Below are 18,108 nucleotides of genomic sequence, written 5' to 3'. Positions count from 1 at the left end.
GTAACTCTACCCTACATTCATCAATCGATAACTTATTTATTTAATTACCATTTATTAGAATAAGAGATTAACGAGTGATCCCAAGCTTGTTCCAAATATCTGGGGTGAGGAATGTTGTCACCAATTTATTTAAATCAATATAACGCACCACCCCTTTCAGCTGATTATTCACTTCAGGGTTTTTAATAATTTCTTCGCCTGCACTACGACCCAATGCTTGGAAACTTTCACCAACAGCTTGAATACCCTCAGCTTGAATCACCGCTTTGGTCTGTGTTGAACATTGCTCTACGATCACACGTTGCAAGACTTGCGCTAACTTTTGATCCAATGCCGTACGTTGATCAGCACTGACATTACTAAAGCCTTTTAAATCAGGATGAGTAGACAGTGCTGAATATGTCCACTGTAGTACTGTCGTTTTATCAGCAGCGGTCGTCGACTTGACCAAACAATCACTCAATTGATCTACAGCTGCTCCCGCATTCGAAAATGTCGATACGCCCATGATCAAAGCCGATGCACACAGTGTACGTAAAGCAGTTTTATTCATTTTTAATGTCATCACTTAAACTCAATTTTCATCGTTGTCATTATGTTTTTGTTGTATCACATCCTGAACGCATTTCCCTACAGATACACTGTAAAACAAGTAAGCACATGAAAATTTAGGTAGTAAATTTGCTAAATCATGCACATGAATGTTCATATATTGACAATAAAGCTTCAAAACCAGTGGGAATAGATGTCAAATTCAAACTATCAATTTTTTAAATAGTTTTCACCAAAATATATAAATTGGATAAGTAGTTAAAAATCAGTAATGATCTTATTCAGGGCAAAAAACTCGGAATTGAATCATGGAAAGAAGAATTAAGATTGCGCTCATTGGTGGTGGTATTGCTGGATTAGCTTTAATGACCAACTTAGTAAAAAATAAAAAATTTGATGTGCATTTATATGAGTCAGCAGCACAATTTTCAGAAATTGGTGCAGGCATTTCATTTGGTGCCAATGCTGTTAAAGCAATTGAGCTTCTAGGCTTGGGTGAAGAATATCACGCCATTGCGGATACAGTTGCTGCACCTTATCAAGATATCTGGTTCCAATGGCGTAATGGCTATACCGATGAATACCTATCAGCTTCGATCGCACCTCAAGTCGGTCAATCTTCTGTGCATCGTGCTGATTTTCTTGATGCACTTATTCCATTCGTTCCTTCACAAAATGCACATTTCAATAAACGTGTACAATCTGTTGAAGCTTCAAGCGCTGGTGTTCATTTAACTTTCCAAGATGGTGAAGTGGTTGAAGCAGATTACGTGATTGGTTGTGATGGTATCCATTCTGTTGTGCGTGATCATGTATTGGCATCGCATCAACTTCCAAAAGTCGATCCTCAATTTTCAGGAACATGGGCTTATCGCGGCATTATCAAATATTTAGATTTTAAACAGGTCATTGCAGAACTTGGACACGATCCTGAACTTGCAGATGTCCCACAAATGTTATTGGGTAAAGACAAACACATCTTAACTTTCCCTATTCGTAAAGGTGAAGAAATCAATATTGTTGCCTTTAAGTCAGATCGCAAGAATACAACTCTGCCAGAAGGGACTCCTTGGACACGACCAACAACCAATACTGAAATGCTGGCTGATTTTGCGGATTGGAGTGAGAGCTGTCGCGCATTACTGAACTTAATTGAAAAACCTACCATCTGGGCGCTTCATGAGATTGAGCCACTTAAGACCTATCAAAACAGCGAACACAATGTCATTTTGATTGGTGATGCAGCACATGCCATGTTGCCACACCAAGGAGCTGGTGCTGGTCAGGGTCTTGAAGATGCTTTAATTCTTTCTGCATTATTCAAACATCTGGAACATCACTCAGCGCAAATCTGCACTGAAGACCTTGCACAACTCTCTCATGTCTATGAGCAACTGCGCAAAGAGCGTGCCATTCGTGTACAAAATACGTCGCGCGAATCTGGTGAGATTTACGAATTATATTCACCCCTATATCCAGACTTTGACAGTGTAGGTCAACATTTGGCACACCGTTTTGATTGGTTATGGCAACACGATTTAGAAAAAGACGTTGTACTCGCACAACATCGCTTAGGCCAAGCAATAGAGAAACATCTCGTGGCTGAAGCCATATAAATAAGCAAAAACATTAACAGGACTGTTATCAACCGATTCATTGACCAGGGAGGTCTCCATGAATACGTTAAATGCAAATGAAATTATTGATCATGCCAAACTCAAAGCCATTCACTGGCGAGTCATCTTACTCAGCGCATTGATTATTATTTTTGATGGCTATGACTTAGTCATCTACGGTGTGGCATTGCCTAAACTCATGCAAGAATGGGCAATCGATCCAATGACGGCGGGCTTCTTAGGAAGTCTTGCCCTCTTTGGCATGATGTTTGGAGCCATCATTTTTGGCAGTATGAGTGACAAACTTGAAAAATATGGCTTTAGCCGTAAAAAACTGATTGCAGTTTGTATTGTCATTTTTAGTGGTTTTACCGTGATGTGTGGCCTAGCGAGCAATCCTCAAGAGTTCGGGATCTATCGCTTTATTGCTGGCTTAGGTCTAGGTGGCGTGATGCCGAACGTTATTACACTAATGACAGAGTATGCGCCTAAGCGTTTACGCTCCACCTTAGTGTCATTGATGTTTAGTGGTTACGCTGTAGGCGGAATGTGTTCTGCCATTTTAGGCATGTGGCTAGTACCGCAATTTGGCTGGAAAATCATGTTTATGATTGCAGGTATTCCACTCATTCTATTGCCAATCATTTGGAAGTTATTGCCTGAATCCATCGATTACTTGGTTCGTCAAAATAAGCATAAAGAAGCTGCTCACATCTTAGAACAAATTGACACAAATCTAAGAATTCCTGCTGATATGCGCATTAGTCTGCATCAAGAAAACCAAGAATCGTCTAAATCACCAGTGAAAGACTTATTTACTGAAAGTCGTGGAGTAACCACTGTTCTATTCTGGGCAAGTGTCTTTATGGCATTGGTATTGGTATACGCGCTTGGTAACTGGTTACCTAAACTGATGATGGAAGCTGGCTACAACCTCTCAACCAGTTTAGTGTTCCTATTTGCGCTCAATATTGGTGGTATGCTGGGTGCAATTTTTGGTGGTTTTTTTGCTGATAAATTCAGTTTACCTAAAGTTCTTTGTACCTTGTTTATTAGCGGCGCAATTTCCCTATTCTTGTTAAGCTATAACTTACCAACCATGGTGCTTTACTTCTGTGTAGCAGTCGCAGGTGCAGCATCGATTGGCGGACAAATTTTATTGTTGGCTTATATGTCACAATATTATTCATCTAACATACGTGCGACAGGTCTAGGTATGGCACTTGGCGTAGGTCGTTTAGGCGCAATTTTGGGTCCAATCTTATGTGGATGGTTACTTAGCCTTAATTTGCCAGTGCAATATAATTTCATTGCCTTATCTATCCCTTGTATGATTGCAGTGATCAGTGTGACTGCGATCCATCTGCGCAATAAAAAAATTGCAGGCGCAGCAAACGGCGTTAAAAACGTGGCTTATGAGTAGATGATTCATCAACAACATGTAAGTCATTAAAAATAAAAGAGAGAGTTAACTCTCTCTTTTTTTGTTACAGTAGTTATTCGATATAGCGACTGTCTCTAAATATTTACAAGGAATGTAAAGTTGATCGATTTAAGTCTGATTAAAGTTTTTATTATTATTTATCAAACTCAAAATATCAGTCACGCCGCAGAGCGCTTGAATCTCAGCCAACCTTCTGTCACCTATAATTTAAATCGACTGCGGAAAATGCTGAATGATCAGCTTTTTGTACGTGACAAGTTTGGTGTTAAACCCACAAAGCTTGCACAAAGTCTTTATCCAAGTTTCTACGAAGCGATTGTTAAAATTGATATGGCGATTGATTCTGCCAAGCATTTCGACCCGCTAACCTCTTCAAAAGTATTTCGTTTAGGCATTTCTGATTTAGGAGAAATTTGTTTACTTCCCTCGCTGATTGAATATTTAGAACAACATGCTCCCAATATCAAACTTGAAATTGAGGAAATTCACTCTGAAAAAGTAGAGGAATGGCTGGTTGAAGGCTTTTTGGATGTGGCCGTTTTTAATAGCAGTCACACCATTATGCCCAAAATTGAATCTCGAAATTTGTTTGAGGAACGTTATGTCTGTATCGCTAAAAAAGAGCATCCGCGCATACAGCAGAAGCTCAGCATGGAAGCGTATTTATCGGAAAAACATGTTGCGATCAAATCGAGTACTGGTCATATTGAAATTGATCAGCGTTTAAAAGAACTCGGTCATTCTCGTCAGATCATGCTTGAAGTCCCACATTTCAGTGTTTTGCAGAACGTGGTGAAACACTCAGAACTTCTGGTTACTTTGCCTTCGAGAGCCGCGAAGGTTTATCAGCAGCATACGGATATCCAAATTTTTGAACTCCCTTTTGAGGTTCGTCCATTCAATGTCAGTGTTAACTGGTATAACCATAAGGATGACTTAGACGCACGTAAGTGGTTTTGTAAGATTCTAAAAAATATTTTCAGCACGCTCTAAGTTCCCACTCAGACATAAAAAAGGCTCGTCTATACGAGCCTTTTTTTAATAATTTAAATCCATGATGGACACTACTTATCCAAAATAGATTCAAATGCTTTTAGACGTTTACGGATAGAAAGTAGTTCAATAATCGTTTTCCACGAACTCACCAAATATTGGAATGACTCACGAACACGATTGAATACACCCATAATTTGTTGGATCAATCCCAGTGTCAACAGGCCTGCTGCAATCGCGGGGAACAACACAAATAACATATAGAGATTGTCCAGTTGTCCATACCAACGTGCAAACAAGTTGAAATAGGCATAATGGAAATACAATTTAAAATAGTTAGCACGAATATTCTTAAAAAGTTGTTTTAAGGTTGCAGGTTGTGCACGATTTTCATGGTCTTCGCCGTATACCAACTCTTTACGATATGCCGCTTCCACTTTTTGATTATTAAATTCTAATCCTGGCAGTTTCATACCCACCACCATTAATAAGACAGTACCAAATACCGCCCATCCAATCGCAGCCCATACTAAAGAATATTGCAACTCACCAATAAATGGTAAAACAGGCACTTTCGCAGACAATGCAAATAATAAAGGAAGAAAGGCAATTAACATCAGTACTGCTCGTACTAACTCGACCCCTAAATCCTCAACGATCGTTGCAAAACGCATGGTGTCTTCCTGTACACGTTGCGAAGCACCTTCGATATGACGCAATTTCTCCCAATGCTGAACATAGTATTCGTTCATTGCTGTACGCCATCTAAAAATATAGTGACTGGTAAAGAAAGCACTGATGACGCCCGATGTCACTGAAATACTGGCCAAGCTGATAAAGGTCCATGATTCCGCATAGAGTTTATCCACCTCACCACCATCAGAATTTAAAATCTGTTGAATAGAATCCCAAAATGGTACATACCATGCATTCACAGCAACGCTGACTTGTACCGTTAACCAAATATTAAAAAGGATAAATGCAGATCCCCATACTGACCAACGCTGCCACGGATTGTCTGATTTTATTTTCCAAAACAGTGCAAATAAGGCGGTCGCCACCAAGAACCATAGATAAAACCACAAAAATTGCGGTGACCAAAAACGACTGATATTAATCGCAAGTTCAGCCTCTGCATAACCTTGAGGAAAACCTAAATATTCGCCCCATTGTTTTCCATCCGCAAAAAACCATAAAGCGAGATTAATAAAAAACCATAAGATGACAGAGAGAAAAAACCACTTTGGGTTCGGAAAAAATGACTTAAACATTCAGCGCTTATATCCCTAATTTTGTTTGAATGAATTTTCTGAATAGTAATCCTAATTCTGCTGAGTCGGTGCGTTTTTTAGAAATTTTTTGTTATATCTATTGCACGCTCAGGATTGTTGTAACATAAAAAAGCCCCGCAATGCAGGGCTTTTCATCGACTTTAATTAATCACGAGTTTTTACATCGTACAATTCAATTTCAAAGATTAGATTAGAATTGGCTGGGATAATATTCCCCATTTTACGCTCACCATAAGCCAAATGTGCAGGCACAATTAGTTTACGCTTACCCCCAACTTTCATTCCAATAATACCTTGATCCCAACCTTTAATGACACGACCTGTACCAATCACAGTCTCAAAGTAATTACCACGGTCTAATGATGAATCAAACTTCGTACCATCATCCAACCAACCAGTATAATGAGTGGTAATTAAAGCACCTTTTACAGCCTCTTTACCTTCACCTACCACCAAGTCAATAATTTCTAATTCAGCCGTCATGTGCTTACTCCAAATTTAATCTTTAAAATCTTAGTGGCTTACTGTAATTGAGTCCACTCAATCTCAGCTTGACCTTGATCTGAAATCAATGTCCACTCGCCATCCATCACATTCAATTGCAGTTGCATTGTACGTTCGCACAATGCTTGGATTTGTGCCGTTGTTTTTTCACTGAGTTGCCAGATTTGCACATTTTTCAATGTTTTCAATTTACTGTTGCGCTTATACCATTCATCCACTGATGATCCATAAGTGACCACCGCAACTTCCTTACAACGCGCACTCGCTTTTTTTACTTTATCTTCGTCTGGACTACCCACTTCAATCCATTTTTCTAACTGACCTGTTAAATCTTTCTGCCAAAGTGCTGGCTCATCAGTTTCAAATAAATCTTTAGTAAATTCTAAATGCTCATCTGCAAAACGAGCATATGCCAATACTCGAACCATCAAACGTTCAATCGTTTCCGACGGATGTAGAGCCATCGTTAATTGATAGTCGCCATATTGATGAACATCCATATTGGCTATCTTTAAATCTGCTTTATAAATCGTCGCTTTTAACGCCATAAGGGGTATCCTCAAATTTGGTGCTAAGCATACCCGATTCAGCGTGCATTGAGAAAATGCTTTTCAATCCGTCTGTATTCTGAGTTGAATGATCTAACGATTTTATTGATCATAGATTCGCGCCTTAAGAATTGATTGCTCTAAATGCTCCCAATCTTGATTCTGCTGGGTTATCACTTCAATCCGATTATCAATATTCTCTTCGCCTGATTTGTAATTGAATTGATCAGGATTAAAATTGAATGTCATCCAACCTTGGTTGGTATTGAAGATGCCTTTAATACGTACCCAGTGTTTTAGCTCACAAAGGATGTCTAATAATTCATAAAAATCAAACTGCCAACGTTTTGGAAGCTTCCATCCTGCCACAATATACCCTTGAGCCTGTTCGACGTAATGATATGGAAGTTGCTTTACAGCAGGCATTTCCACATCAGCTTTGAACTGTCGCTGAACCTTGAATAAGGGTTGCATTGAACGCTGAATTCCCACATAAGGATAATCAATTTGTTCTAAGCGAATATTGCCTTGATCAGCTTCAAGCCAATGTGGAATATAAGCTAAATATTGTTGTTTTAAATCAGCCAATTCTTTTCGATCCATGTCATTCATGTCCGAAGCATGAGACACAACCACAACTTGAGCCGCTTTTAACTGATCTTGATATAAACTCTGCCTCATCCAATCAGAGTCATGTAAACGAGATCCATCAATCACGGTCACTACAGAACGCATCGCAACTAGATGTTGCCAATGTGGTTCAGTCAGTTGTTCAACCAACTGTGCAGGATGCCCCAACCCTGTCGGCTCTATAAATAGCCGATCTGGGTGAGATTCTTGTAATAACCGAGACAATGCAATTTGCATTGGCAATTGACTTGTACAACACAGACATCCACCCAATAGCTCTTTGATTTCATAGCCATCATTATTTGGCAATAACTGTTGATCAACGCCAATTTGACCAAACTCATTCATCAATACAGCCCATCGCTCATTTTTAGGTTTAAATTTGAGAAGTTGTTGTAAAAGCGTGGTTTTCCCTGCACCTAAAAAACCTGTAATGATATGTGTAGGCACTGACTGAGTTGCAAGTACTTTCAAAATGGATCTCTGAATTTGAAGAGGTGTACGGATTCTTGTCGGAATTTATCTAAAAAACAAGTCTAGGATAATTTTCCTCATAATTTATATGAATGCATGAATTCAAAAGACTAAATGATTGGAATTAAATAGGATAAGTGAACTGTTGAATCAAAATTGAAAATATGTAAATCTATTTCACAGATCATTACTCTGAATTTAATTCAAAACTTCAATTTTGATTTTCTAATTTAACCTTTTCAAATGTAAAACTAAGTAAAAAAATTGCTGTTTTTTTCTTCACCATGACATATTTTTTGACAACTTTATGCGGCATATTGACTCTCATTGAGACAAAAAAACTACATTACACCTTGGTTTGTTAGTCGTGCGTTAACTATCGTGTTTCACTTTGTTGCATTGATTGCCCAATTGAGCTTCTGGACTTAGGATGAATTTCGTTGACTCGCTAACCGTATTAGATGCGATTCAGCTTTTAACATTTTACGCGATGATCTAGATTTAATTTCATATTCGCTTCTCTCCTCGGAAAGCTTATGAGATTAAATTCTAATTTATTTTATTGAATAAGGATGCCACTCATGAATTTAGTTAAAACTTTATTAGCAACTACACTTGCCTTCACAGCTTTCTCAACATTTGCTGCAACAGAAGCAAAAGATGAAAAAAAACAGGAAGTGTTGATTTCTTCTCAAGAACAACCAGTGAATGCTGAAACTACTGCTGCTGGTCAACCAACAGCTGCTCAACCGGGTACAGAGGTTGCAGCTGAAGAAGGTACTGAAGCTCCTGTAGCTCAACCTGCTCAGTAATTAATCAAAAATAAATTGACTGAATTTTAGACCAAGTCTTCCCCCGATGGCTTGATCTGATTAAAAGTAGAGCTTTGCTACAGCTCTACTTTTTTATGCCTGTTTTTTTTGAATAATTCTCTATAAATTACGATAAACACATATACATAATTATTATAAAACGATATAAATGACAAATAAATCACATATTTTAACCAAAAAGCCAATTTAATTCTAAGCACGTGACATGAAAATGAAGAAATTTCTTGGGATAGCTATACTCAGCCTATGGCTGGTTGCATGTTCCAAACCTTTACCAGAGGATAAACTGGATTATGTAGGACATTGGATTAGCGCGGACAGTCGTGTTCAATTGAATATTACTGCTAATGGTCGTATAGAATATAGTAACAATCAGCTCAGTAAAAAAACCGCCGTTTCAGCTCCAATTAAACAGTTTTCAGATACTGGATTTGAAACAGGTTTAGGTCCTATCAACACGAAATTTATTGTCACTCGTCACCCCTACAAGGATGCACAAGGGAATTGGTACATGATTGTCGATGGACATACCCTCGCCAAGCTACAAAATCCATAAAAAAAGACTTCACCATGTGAAGTCTTTTTTCTTAAACCGATTTCTTATATATGCTGCAAGAAGGATGATGATTTTCATTCAAACGAGCAATTTTACGATGCTCAGCAGCTTCAAAACGACAGCGTTTCCAGTCATTATCTAGGTTTAGCGGTGGAATTTGTTTTGGTTTCCCATGTTCATCCACAGCGACCATTGTGAAATAACAACTATTGGTATGTCGTACCGTACGTTTTTGAATATTTTGTGCTTCAACGCGGATCCCAATTTCCATTGAGGTACGCCCCACATGATTCACACTGGCTAAAAAAGTCACCAACTCACCCACGTGGATTGGTTCTTTAAAGTTCACTTTATCAACAGATAAAGTTACCACATAAGAACCTGAATATCGACTTGCACACGCATAAGCAACTTGGTCAAGCAGCTTTAAAATTGTTCCACCATGTACATTACCTGAGAAATTCGCCATATCCGGCGTCATTAATACAGACATCGTTAATTCAGACTGATCATCTGCAAGCGGTAACGCTTGGTTAAATTCGGACATAAATATTAGAACTCAATCATGACAGGAGATTTAATACACTATTATAACTTTTTTCTTGATTATAAAATGTTTAAATCAGAAACAAACTCCAATAATTTCAAGACTTGATAGCTTAAAAGTATCAGAGGAAATCATTCACTCTCAGAAACTATGATAAATTTGCTTAAAATTTATTCATCTTTGACTAAACGAAGCATCTCAGCAGAAATATTATCGTATTTTAACTTTAACGATGCTTGATTCTTGACTTGGATTTCATAGGTTTCATCATAGTTAATTCGTATTATTTCGAATGTAATATCTGAATTTGACGCTAAATAAACAATTTGACCAACTTGAAAAACTGACACACTACACCTTAATTTATATTTCATCTTTTTAAGGGTTAGATAAAGTACTAACCCTCATTTTTATGACCCCAATATAACAATCATTCAATTTATAACAATGATTTTACTTATTTTTTATATATATTTTATGAGACAATTAAGATCTGATTCAATTTAGCAATTTAAACAAACAGCTCTTTTACTATCATCATGGGCAGGATACTGATGAGCATCATATTGTCCTATCGTCCGATGACGTATCTGATCTAATAAACTAACTTTGTTCAATGCTGCAGTCATACCTGCTTGAATCGTATTTTCACGACCCTTAACATCAAAGATATGTGCTTTTTCTCTTAGATCTGGCTGTATCACAATATCTGCATTTTTTAGCTCGTTATACGCGATCTTATTTTGCATAATATTTATATTTTGATTAAACATCCCCCACACATTCGAGGTTTCCGTGTGCTCTGGCTGGGCCAAAATATCAACAGCAATGACAATATCTGCCCCTAATTCTCTCGCCACATTGACTGGTACAGGACTCACTAAACCGCCATCAACATAATCCTTATCAGCAATTTTTACGGGAATAAACATACTTGGAATAGAGATAGAAGCTCTCACTGCTTGCCCAGTATTACCATAGTTAAATACTGTTAAATTTCCATTTTTTAACTCTGTTGCCACCACATACATTGGAATAGGAAGCTGTTCTAAGGGCATAAAGTCCACTTGTTTATTGACATAGTTCTCAACCTTAGCGCCATCAAAAAATCCTTGAATACCAATGTTAAAATCACGTACATCATTGACTTGCATATTTAATGCAACTTCACGTAACGATTTTGCTGATTTTCCACTGGCATATATTGACCCGACTATACTCCCTGCGCTGGTACCAACAATAAAATCAGGCTTGATTCCACGTTGCTCTAAAACTTCAATGACACCAATATGCGCATAGCCTCGCGCTCCCCCACTCCCAAGCACCAATGCAATACTTGGAGCATCAGTTTTCTTATGCTTATTTTTAATGATATGAGATGAAGCATCCACCAAAGGTGTAGACACAGATTTTGAAAGCTGAGCTTTGGCTACAACCTGTTGACAGGCTTGTAAGCCAATCAAAGGTAAGAGGGAAATCAGGAGTACAAACTTCTTCATTGCATCAGAAATTAAAAATCAAAACTGAATGAAAGCATATCATTGACAAGTCGTCTGTATGAATTTTTTATGACAAAAAGCCCCAGATGCGGGGCTTTTTGTACATGACATTTTATTAAGAAGATTTTATGTTAAGCAAAGAATTTTAAAATCATCTGAATTACAGTTGCATTAATTAAGTCAACAAAAAATGCGCCACATAAAGGTACAATGAGGAATGCTTTATGTGAAGGACCATACATATTTGTAATCGCCTGCATGTTTGCAACAGCTGTTGGTGTTGCTCCCATACCGAAACCACAGTGACCTGCTGCAAGAACTGCTGCATCGTAGTTTTTACCCATCACACGGAAAGTGATAAATGCTGCGTACAAAGCCATAGTTAAGGTTTGAGCTGTTAAGATTACAACCAATGGGCCTGCAAGATCAGCCAATTGCCACAACTTAAGTGAAAGAAGTGCCATTGCTAGGTATAACGATAAAGAGGCATTACCAAATACATCAATTGCACGATCGAAGATTTCCACTTTCATGAGACCTTCGAGGATGTTACGCAGGATAACACCACCACCTAATGCCCAAACGAAAGTTGGAAGCTCAAACCAAGTGCCTTTACTATAACCTGTCATAAATTCAGCAAATGCCAAACACGCAGCAAATAAACCTAATGTGGTAATCGCATTATCCGCAGTGATTAAACGAACTTGATTACGGTTTTCAAAAGGCACAAACTCGCCTTGATCATTCGGATTTGCAATTGCATTCGCATCACGTGTGTCTTTTTCAACCGAATTAGTCACTGGTGATGAAAGCTGGTGCTTATTAATCAATAATTTCGCTAATGGACCACCAATCAAACCACCAATAATCAAACCAAATGTCGCACTGGCCATACCCAGTGCTAAAGCACCTTGAATACCATGCTCGACTTCTAAAATCTCACCCCATGCACCAGCAGTACCATGACCACCCGTTAAGGTAATAGAACCTGCAATTAAACCAATAAGTGGATCAATACCAAGTAACGTTGCAAGGCTCATACCGACAAAGTTTTGTACGATAATAAATGATGCGACACAGATCAGGAAGATCACCAGTCCCATACCACCTTCTTTGAGTTTGGCGAAGTTTGCACTTAAACCGATAGAAGCAAAGAACACCAGCATAAAACTGGTTTGCAATTCACTACTCGTGGTGATGCTGTATCCCCACAAATTGTGAACAATTAACGAAACTATGGCAGCAACCAAACCACCAGCTACAGGCTCTGGGATATTATATTTTTTTAAGAAGTCGATTTTGTTGACAAGAAAACGGCCAAGCAATAAAACTATTACTGCAGCAATTAACGTGTAAAAAGCGTTAAAAGTAAATTCCATCATTAATTCTCAGCAAATACAGATGACTGTTAATTCATATTATGCTTGTTTTTTAATCAATAAGATTTATTTCGAATCTCACATCCAAAAATAAACATATCCTTATTCAATATTGATTATCTAAAGGAATAGATAAATTTTTTAATTGAGTAACAATATATTAATTCCTCGATTTCATTGGATTCAATCTTGTTAATAAAAAACATACACTTTTCAAAATAAATCAGTTGCTCAAAACGCACTCTATTCTTAGACATACGTTTGGCTAGATACAATTGATTTATGGCTCAAACAAACACTTAAATATGTTTTAGTGAACTTAAAATGATTAAGAAATTCCTGATGATCAGGACTGCTCACTGTTTAAGCCGAACATTATGCACTTTTTTTTATAATTCGCATTACTTTTGTTTATTCAATCAGCAAAATTCAGACATTCTTTAGTCTGAACTGATGAATGACAAGTGAATAAAAAAACCGAGACTATGCTCGGTTTTTTATAACTCATGCTTAGAAGCTGTATTTCGCCATTAAGCCTACACGGTCATCATTATAGCTTTGACCTGCGAAAGTCTCACGCTTACCATTGATATATTCAACACCTAAATCAACAGGTTTCACAGGTGTATAGATAAAGTTAATCCATGCTTGTTGAACAGTTTCATTTGCACTTGGGTTCGCTTTAGCATATCCCGTGCTGTCATCAGCATAGTGTGCGCCATAAGCCAGTGTTGAGCGTAACTGAGGTGAGAACTTATATGTAGCACCAAGTTGGGTTGCAATAAACTCATTTTGTTCAATATTGTTATTTGCATCGACAACATAAGCACTATTTGAGCCATATAAATAGTTGCTGTTCCCTTTTACATAAGACACGTCAGCAGATACTTTGAGTGGTTCGCTAATTTGATAATTTGTACCGATCGCTACACCAAAACCAGTCTTATCATCACCAGCTTTATCAGACTTATAATTTTCAATTAATGCGCGAGCTGAAGCATTCCCTTTACCCTCTGCATAAGCTTGCGTGACTTTTGCAGTTAAAGTTGGTAAACGATACTTAATTGTATCACCTGATGAATTACCTTCTTCAGCAGCTACGAATAATTGAGTCGTAGGCGCTAATTTATGAGACCAGCGTACTTGTGGTAAACGATTTGTTCCGCCACCAATGTTGGTACCAAAATCGATCATTTCTGGTGCATGATTTGACAAGAAGTTTGAAGTAGTTTGACCGAATAACCAATTATTCAGTGTTAAATATGCATGACGAATACGTAAACTTTCATCTGTTCCAGCAAAGTCCACTTCTACTTTACCACCAACATCAGCCCCTTCTACTTTAGATTTGAAATCTAAACCAAGACGTGTTGTTTTAGCCGTTGCACGTAATTTATCTTCAACAGATTTTGGATCTTTATCACCGCCACGCCCAACGTTACCAACGCTGTTAAAGTCATTGTCAGCACCTTCAATGATATAGTTCGCATCCCCACGAACAAAACCATACAGATTCACTTCAGCACCTGCTTTAGTTTTCAAGTTTGTAGGCGCTGCTGCTACTGGTTGAGCCTTAACTTCAGCCAATTGTACTTGTTGCTGTTGTTGTACTTGATGTTGCTGTTGAATTAAAGCTTTTAACGCTTCAACTTCTTGGCGTAATTTTTGAATTTCATCTTTTTCAGTCGCTGCTTGTGCAGTAGAAAATGCAAAAGTTGCAACTGCGATTGCTAAGCTTTTCTTTAAAAATGTTTGATGTTTTGATTGACTCATTAAAAATCTCCAATTATTTCATCTTGCATCCGTGCATATATGCTTGGTCAACCTGCTGAATCCCAATCACAACGTTTGATTAATTTAAAATAATCAACGATGCACTAAACTGCTTTTTTTAAAATTTGATGAATTGATTAAAATAAATACGTAACATAATGTGTATTCGTTGTAACTTAATCTAGCAACTTATGTTTCATAATTAAATGTTTTTTATTGTCAAAACCAATTTTCTCAATCACAATTTCTGATGATGAATTGAAAAAAGTTTATATCTGTATAATTTATAAAATCTTTATTTAAAAGCATATTCAAAATTATACCTTAGTCGTAGAGACATCATGGATCATCCAAAATTATTCAAATAGGAGTTGCAATGTCCACAGAACGTACTCAAGCCGTTGATGAAGTGATCACTGGACGTCAATCTATACGTGCCTTTTTAGATCAACCCGTAGACACAAAACTTATCCAAGAAATCTTAGAAGTCGCATCAAGAGCTCCTTCTGGCACAAATACTCAACCTTGGAAAGTCTATGTGGTGACAGGCGGACGTCGTCAACGTTTAATTGATCAAGTTTGTCAAGCACAAATGGAACTTTATCAAAACCCTGAACTTGCTCAACAATACACCGAGACTTTTGCTTATTATCCAGAAACATGGATTTCCCCGTATATCGATCGTCGTCGTGAAAATGGTTGGGGACTTTATGGATTGCTGGGCATTCAAAAAGGTGAAAAGGATAAGATGGCTGCACAACATCTTAGAAACTATCAATTATTTGATGCACCTGTTGGCATTTTCTTTACCGTGGATAAAGCCATGGGCATTGGCTCTAAAATGGATATTTCCATGATGATTCAAAATGTTATGCTAGCAGCAAAAGCACGTGGTTTAGACACATGCCCTCAAGCGGCCTGGAATCATTTTCATCAAATCGTCACTGATATTCTTGAAGCTCCCGCCAACGAAGAGCTCGTTTGTGGGATGGCTTTAGGCTATGCCGACACCGATGCGCTTGTAAATACGTTTAGAACACCTCGAGTTCCAGTTGAAGAGTTTGCTGTTTTCTTGGAAGACTGATTTTTTAAGGATTAAAACACTCATCCAGTTTGAGTGGTTTAATACAGACAAACAGTCAGTTTCAAGCATATAATTCCAATTTAAATTAGATGAATATTCAACTAATATTCATCTATCCCTATCCTCTATTTATAAAGGGTTCTGGTTTGAACAAATGGCTGATTCAGCTTAAAAAAGCAACCTATAATACTTCATTCATGTATAACCTGCGGATGATTGTGGCTTTCGCAGGTACCGCGTTTATTCCCTATCTGTTAGATCAGCAATTGATGACGATTCCATTAACATTAGGGGTTGTTGCTGCTGGGCTGAGCGACATCGATGATCGCTTCTCAGTACGTATCATGAATCTGATTTATACCTATATTGGGTTCTTTATTGCGGCAGCTTCTGTTCAATTGTTATTTCCATATCCTGTGCTTTTTGCTTCAGGCCTGATCATCTCTTGTATTGGTCTCATTTTACTAGGCTCATTAGGCAGACGTTATGCCACCATCTCATATGGTTGCTTAGTAATTTCTGTCTATGCCATGCTAGGTGTTGATATTTTTGACGAATGGTACATGCAACCCAGTCTTTTGGTGATTGGTGCCATTTGGTATGGGATCTTGTCTACGCTTAGTTTCTTGCTTTTTCCAGCTCGACAAGTTCAAGATCAACTCTCGAAAAGCTATTCTTCACTCGGTGATTTCCTTTTTGCTAAATCCAATCTCTTTGATGTGGATATGACAGCGAATAGCTACCAAAAAAGTATGATCAGCTTGTCGCTGGAAAATGGGAAATTAGTAGGTATCTTTAATGATATGAAAACCACACTCCTTACCCGATTAAAAGGAGATCGTGGTCAAAGTGATACCCGTCGCAGCTTACAATATTATTTTATTGCACAGGACATTCACGAGCGAGCTGACTCGGCACATATTGATTATCAACAATTAACCAAAGCCTTTGAACATAGTGATATTTTATTTCGCTTCCAACGTATTCTTACACTGCAAGCAAAAGCATGTAAAGATTTAAGTGAAAGCATCTTAAATCGCACAACTTACCAGCATAATCCACGTTTTGAACATGCATTTAGTAATCTCAGAAAGTCATTAGAAAAAATCCGTGATGAACAAAAACATGATCTTATCTGGGTTAATGCTCTTTTTGCCTTACTCCAGAACTTAAAAGCCATCGATGCTCAATTACGAAATCTTGAAACTGAACGGCATATTAAATTTGACCGCACTAAACATTTAGAAAACCAACTTAAAGATGACGATCTGAAAGGTTGGGAAGATATCGTTTCTCGTATCAAACAAAATTTAACCCCTGAATCCGTACTCTTTCGACATGCAATTCGTGTTTCCATCGTACTTTTCATCGGATATGTTTTTGTTCAAGTCACCAATATCGAATACGGTTATTGGGTACTGTTAACAGCCCTATTTGTTAGTCAACCAAACTTCAACGCCACAAAACGTCGACTGAGACTCAGGATCATGGGAACACTTGGTGGCATTATTCTTGGTTTTGCAATTCTGTATTTCGTTCCTTCTGTCGAAGGTCAACTTTTATTATTAATTGTGAGTGGTGTACTATTTTTTGAATTACGCAGTAAGCAATATGCGCAAGCCACTGCCTTTATTACGATCTTAGCCTTAATTAATTTCAATTTGGACGGTTTAGGTTTTCAAGCGGCATTTCCTCGAATGTTAGATACTTTAATTGGCTGTGCATTGGCATGGTTTGGGGTGAGCTTTATTTTTCCAGATTGGAAATTCAGACGACTCCCCCATTCAATCAGACGTTCACTTGAAGCTCAATGCCAGTATCTTACTGAAGTCGTCCAACAGTACCATCATGGACGTAATAACAGTTTGAACTACCGCGTAGTCCGCCGCACTGCACATAATCGTGATGCTGATGTTGCATCACTCATATCGACATTAGCAACAGAACCTGATTTTGATCCAACACAAAAAGCTTTAGCATTTGAGTTCCTCTGTCTCAATCATACATTTATCAGCTATATTGCTGCGCTAGGTGCACACCGTGAAAAAATTCAAGATCAGTCAACATTAGAGCTACTTCAGCAAGCGTTAAATGATATCCAAGGTGCTTTTTTGCGAGATGAATTCCCTGAGCTAAATCTGACAAATTTGGAGTCCGCGATTCGTGAACGTTTGAATAAAGATGATCAGGATTCACATAAATCATTGATTGTTTTACAGCAACTTTCTTTAATGCTTGGTGTATTAAGACGATTGAGTACCTTAAAACAAAGTTTAAGTCATGAACATGATACTCAATCAAGCGCATTGGCATCACTGTAAATGTTGAATTTTCAAGGCAGTAAATTAGTACAATATACTCCCTGATTGTATTAATTTAATGCT

Annotated in this window: 17 protein-coding genes; 7 read left to right on the top strand and 10 right to left on the bottom strand. The window is 37.8% G+C overall.

Features of this window, described 5'->3' with window-relative positions; translation table 11 throughout:
• Positions 1-67 precede the first annotated feature (67 nt).
• The gene (locus AC1M9F_RS09920) at positions 68-553 is read right to left on the bottom strand and encodes a hypothetical protein (RefSeq protein WP_481597672.1); all 486 of its coding nucleotides are present in this window, start codon (positions 551-553) and stop codon (positions 68-70) included.
• A 307-nt stretch (positions 554-860) separates the two neighbouring features.
• On the opposite strand from AC1M9F_RS09920, the gene salA reads away from it, so the two are divergent.
• The 3 genes from salA to AC1M9F_RS09905 all read left to right on the top strand — a co-directional run bounded on the left by salA (position 861) and on the right by AC1M9F_RS09905 (position 4,605).
• Complete coding sequence (salA, locus tag AC1M9F_RS09915) at positions 861-2,168, top strand: salicylate 1-monooxygenase (RefSeq protein ID WP_481597671.1); 1,308 nt, start codon at positions 861-863, stop codon at positions 2,166-2,168.
• 58 nt (positions 2,169-2,226) lie between these two features.
• Positions 2,227-3,591 carry an aromatic acid/H+ symport family MFS transporter gene (locus tag AC1M9F_RS09910; RefSeq protein WP_481591631.1) on the top strand — a complete coding sequence of 455 codons (1,365 nt, stop codon included), beginning with the start codon at positions 2,227-2,229 and terminating at the stop codon, positions 3,589-3,591.
• Between the two features lie 123 nt (positions 3,592-3,714).
• Complete coding sequence (locus AC1M9F_RS09905) at positions 3,715-4,605, top strand: LysR family transcriptional regulator (protein WP_228143106.1); 891 nt, start codon at positions 3,715-3,717, stop codon at positions 4,603-4,605.
• Between the two features lie 71 nt (positions 4,606-4,676).
• Here the strand turns inward: AC1M9F_RS09905 and sbmA are convergent, their stop codons facing one another.
• From sbmA to AC1M9F_RS09885, 4 genes are all read right to left on the bottom strand, one after another.
• Positions 4,677-5,876 (bottom strand): peptide antibiotic transporter SbmA, encoded by a 1,200-nt coding sequence (sbmA, locus tag AC1M9F_RS09900; protein WP_481597670.1) that lies wholly within the window; start codon positions 5,874-5,876, stop codon positions 4,677-4,679.
• A 165-nt stretch (positions 5,877-6,041) separates the two neighbouring features.
• A complete protein-coding gene (locus AC1M9F_RS09895; protein WP_481597669.1) occupies positions 6,042-6,380 on the bottom strand; it encodes an FKBP-type peptidyl-prolyl cis-trans isomerase in 339 nt (112 codons plus the stop codon).
• Positions 6,381-6,418: 38 nt separating this feature from the next.
• Positions 6,419-6,949 (bottom strand): YaeQ family protein, encoded by a 531-nt coding sequence (locus AC1M9F_RS09890; protein WP_481597668.1) that lies wholly within the window; start codon positions 6,947-6,949, stop codon positions 6,419-6,421.
• 102 nt (positions 6,950-7,051) lie between these two features.
• A complete protein-coding gene (locus tag AC1M9F_RS09885; RefSeq protein WP_481597667.1) occupies positions 7,052-8,053 on the bottom strand; it encodes a CobW family GTP-binding protein in 1,002 nt (333 codons plus the stop codon).
• Between the two features lie 581 nt (positions 8,054-8,634).
• On the opposite strand from AC1M9F_RS09885, the gene AC1M9F_RS09880 reads away from it, so the two are divergent.
• Positions 8,635-8,865: a hypothetical protein gene (locus tag AC1M9F_RS09880; protein WP_035268355.1), complete on the top strand. Its 231-nt coding sequence runs from the start codon at positions 8,635-8,637 to the stop codon at positions 8,863-8,865.
• A gap of 226 nt (positions 8,866-9,091) precedes the next feature.
• On the top strand, positions 9,092-9,442 hold the full coding sequence (locus AC1M9F_RS09875) for a hypothetical protein (protein WP_228143104.1): 351 nt from the start codon (positions 9,092-9,094) through the stop codon (positions 9,440-9,442).
• 31 nt (positions 9,443-9,473) lie between these two features.
• On the opposite strand, the gene AC1M9F_RS09870 is transcribed toward AC1M9F_RS09875, so the two are convergent.
• From AC1M9F_RS09870 to AC1M9F_RS09850, 5 genes are all read right to left on the bottom strand, one after another.
• Positions 9,474-9,989, bottom strand: a complete 516-nt coding sequence (locus AC1M9F_RS09870) for an acyl-CoA thioesterase (RefSeq protein ID WP_035268353.1) — start codon at positions 9,987-9,989, stop codon at positions 9,474-9,476.
• A 170-nt stretch (positions 9,990-10,159) separates the two neighbouring features.
• Entirely contained in the window at positions 10,160-10,339 is a 180-nt protein-coding gene (locus tag AC1M9F_RS09865) for a hypothetical protein (protein WP_035268348.1), read from the bottom strand.
• A 153-nt stretch (positions 10,340-10,492) separates the two neighbouring features.
• Positions 10,493-11,488 (bottom strand): patatin-like phospholipase family protein, encoded by a 996-nt coding sequence (locus AC1M9F_RS09860; protein WP_481596312.1) that lies wholly within the window; start codon positions 11,486-11,488, stop codon positions 10,493-10,495.
• 131 nt (positions 11,489-11,619) lie between these two features.
• Positions 11,620-12,867 carry a sodium/glutamate symporter gene (gene gltS / locus AC1M9F_RS09855; protein WP_481596313.1) on the bottom strand — a complete coding sequence of 416 codons (1,248 nt, stop codon included), beginning with the start codon at positions 12,865-12,867 and terminating at the stop codon, positions 11,620-11,622.
• Positions 12,868-13,377: 510 nt separating this feature from the next.
• Positions 13,378-14,640 carry a DcaP family trimeric outer membrane transporter gene (locus AC1M9F_RS09850; protein ID WP_481597666.1) on the bottom strand — a complete coding sequence of 421 codons (1,263 nt, stop codon included), beginning with the start codon at positions 14,638-14,640 and terminating at the stop codon, positions 13,378-13,380.
• A gap of 376 nt (positions 14,641-15,016) precedes the next feature.
• On the opposite strand from AC1M9F_RS09850, the gene AC1M9F_RS09845 reads away from it, so the two are divergent.
• Complete coding sequence (locus AC1M9F_RS09845) at positions 15,017-15,724, top strand: nitroreductase (RefSeq protein ID WP_481597665.1); 708 nt, start codon at positions 15,017-15,019, stop codon at positions 15,722-15,724.
• A 146-nt stretch (positions 15,725-15,870) separates the two neighbouring features.
• Positions 15,871-18,045: a YccS family putative transporter gene (gene yccS, locus AC1M9F_RS09840; protein WP_180028073.1), complete on the top strand. Its 2,175-nt coding sequence runs from the start codon at positions 15,871-15,873 to the stop codon at positions 18,043-18,045.
• Positions 18,046-18,108: the final 63 nt, after the last annotated feature.

It is taken from the genome of Acinetobacter sp. ANC_7504 (assembly GCF_056779995.1).
This window is presented reverse-complemented; position numbering and strand designations above follow the sequence as displayed.

Coding starts and splice junctions, on each gene's coding strand:
- AC1M9F_RS09845 (WP_481597665.1), top strand. CDS start 15,017: ATGTCCACAGAACGTACTCAAGCCGTTGATGAAGTGATCACTGGACGT.
- AC1M9F_RS09870 (WP_035268353.1), bottom strand. CDS start 9,989: ATGTCCGAATTTAACCAAGCGTTACCGCTTGCAGATGATCAGTCTGAA.
- AC1M9F_RS09890 (WP_481597668.1), bottom strand. CDS start 6,949: ATGGCGTTAAAAGCGACGATTTATAAAGCAGATTTAAAGATAGCCAAT.
- AC1M9F_RS09880 (WP_035268355.1), top strand. CDS start 8,635: ATGAATTTAGTTAAAACTTTATTAGCAACTACACTTGCCTTCACAGCT.
- AC1M9F_RS09850 (WP_481597666.1), bottom strand. CDS start 14,640: ATGAGTCAATCAAAACATCAAACATTTTTAAAGAAAAGCTTAGCAATC.
- AC1M9F_RS09910 (WP_481591631.1), top strand. CDS start 2,227: ATGAATACGTTAAATGCAAATGAAATTATTGATCATGCCAAACTCAAA.
- AC1M9F_RS09920 (WP_481597672.1), bottom strand. CDS start 553: ATGAATAAAACTGCTTTACGTACACTGTGTGCATCGGCTTTGATCATG.
- AC1M9F_RS09895 (WP_481597669.1), bottom strand. CDS start 6,380: ATGACGGCTGAATTAGAAATTATTGACTTGGTGGTAGGTGAAGGTAAA.
- AC1M9F_RS09875 (WP_228143104.1), top strand. CDS start 9,092: ATGAAAATGAAGAAATTTCTTGGGATAGCTATACTCAGCCTATGGCTG.
- AC1M9F_RS09860 (WP_481596312.1), bottom strand. CDS start 11,488: ATGAAGAAGTTTGTACTCCTGATTTCCCTCTTACCTTTGATTGGCTTA.
- sbmA (WP_481597670.1), bottom strand. CDS start 5,876: ATGTTTAAGTCATTTTTTCCGAACCCAAAGTGGTTTTTTCTCTCTGTC.
- gltS (WP_481596313.1), bottom strand. CDS start 12,867: ATGGAATTTACTTTTAACGCTTTTTACACGTTAATTGCTGCAGTAATA.
- salA (WP_481597671.1), top strand. CDS start 861: ATGGAAAGAAGAATTAAGATTGCGCTCATTGGTGGTGGTATTGCTGGA.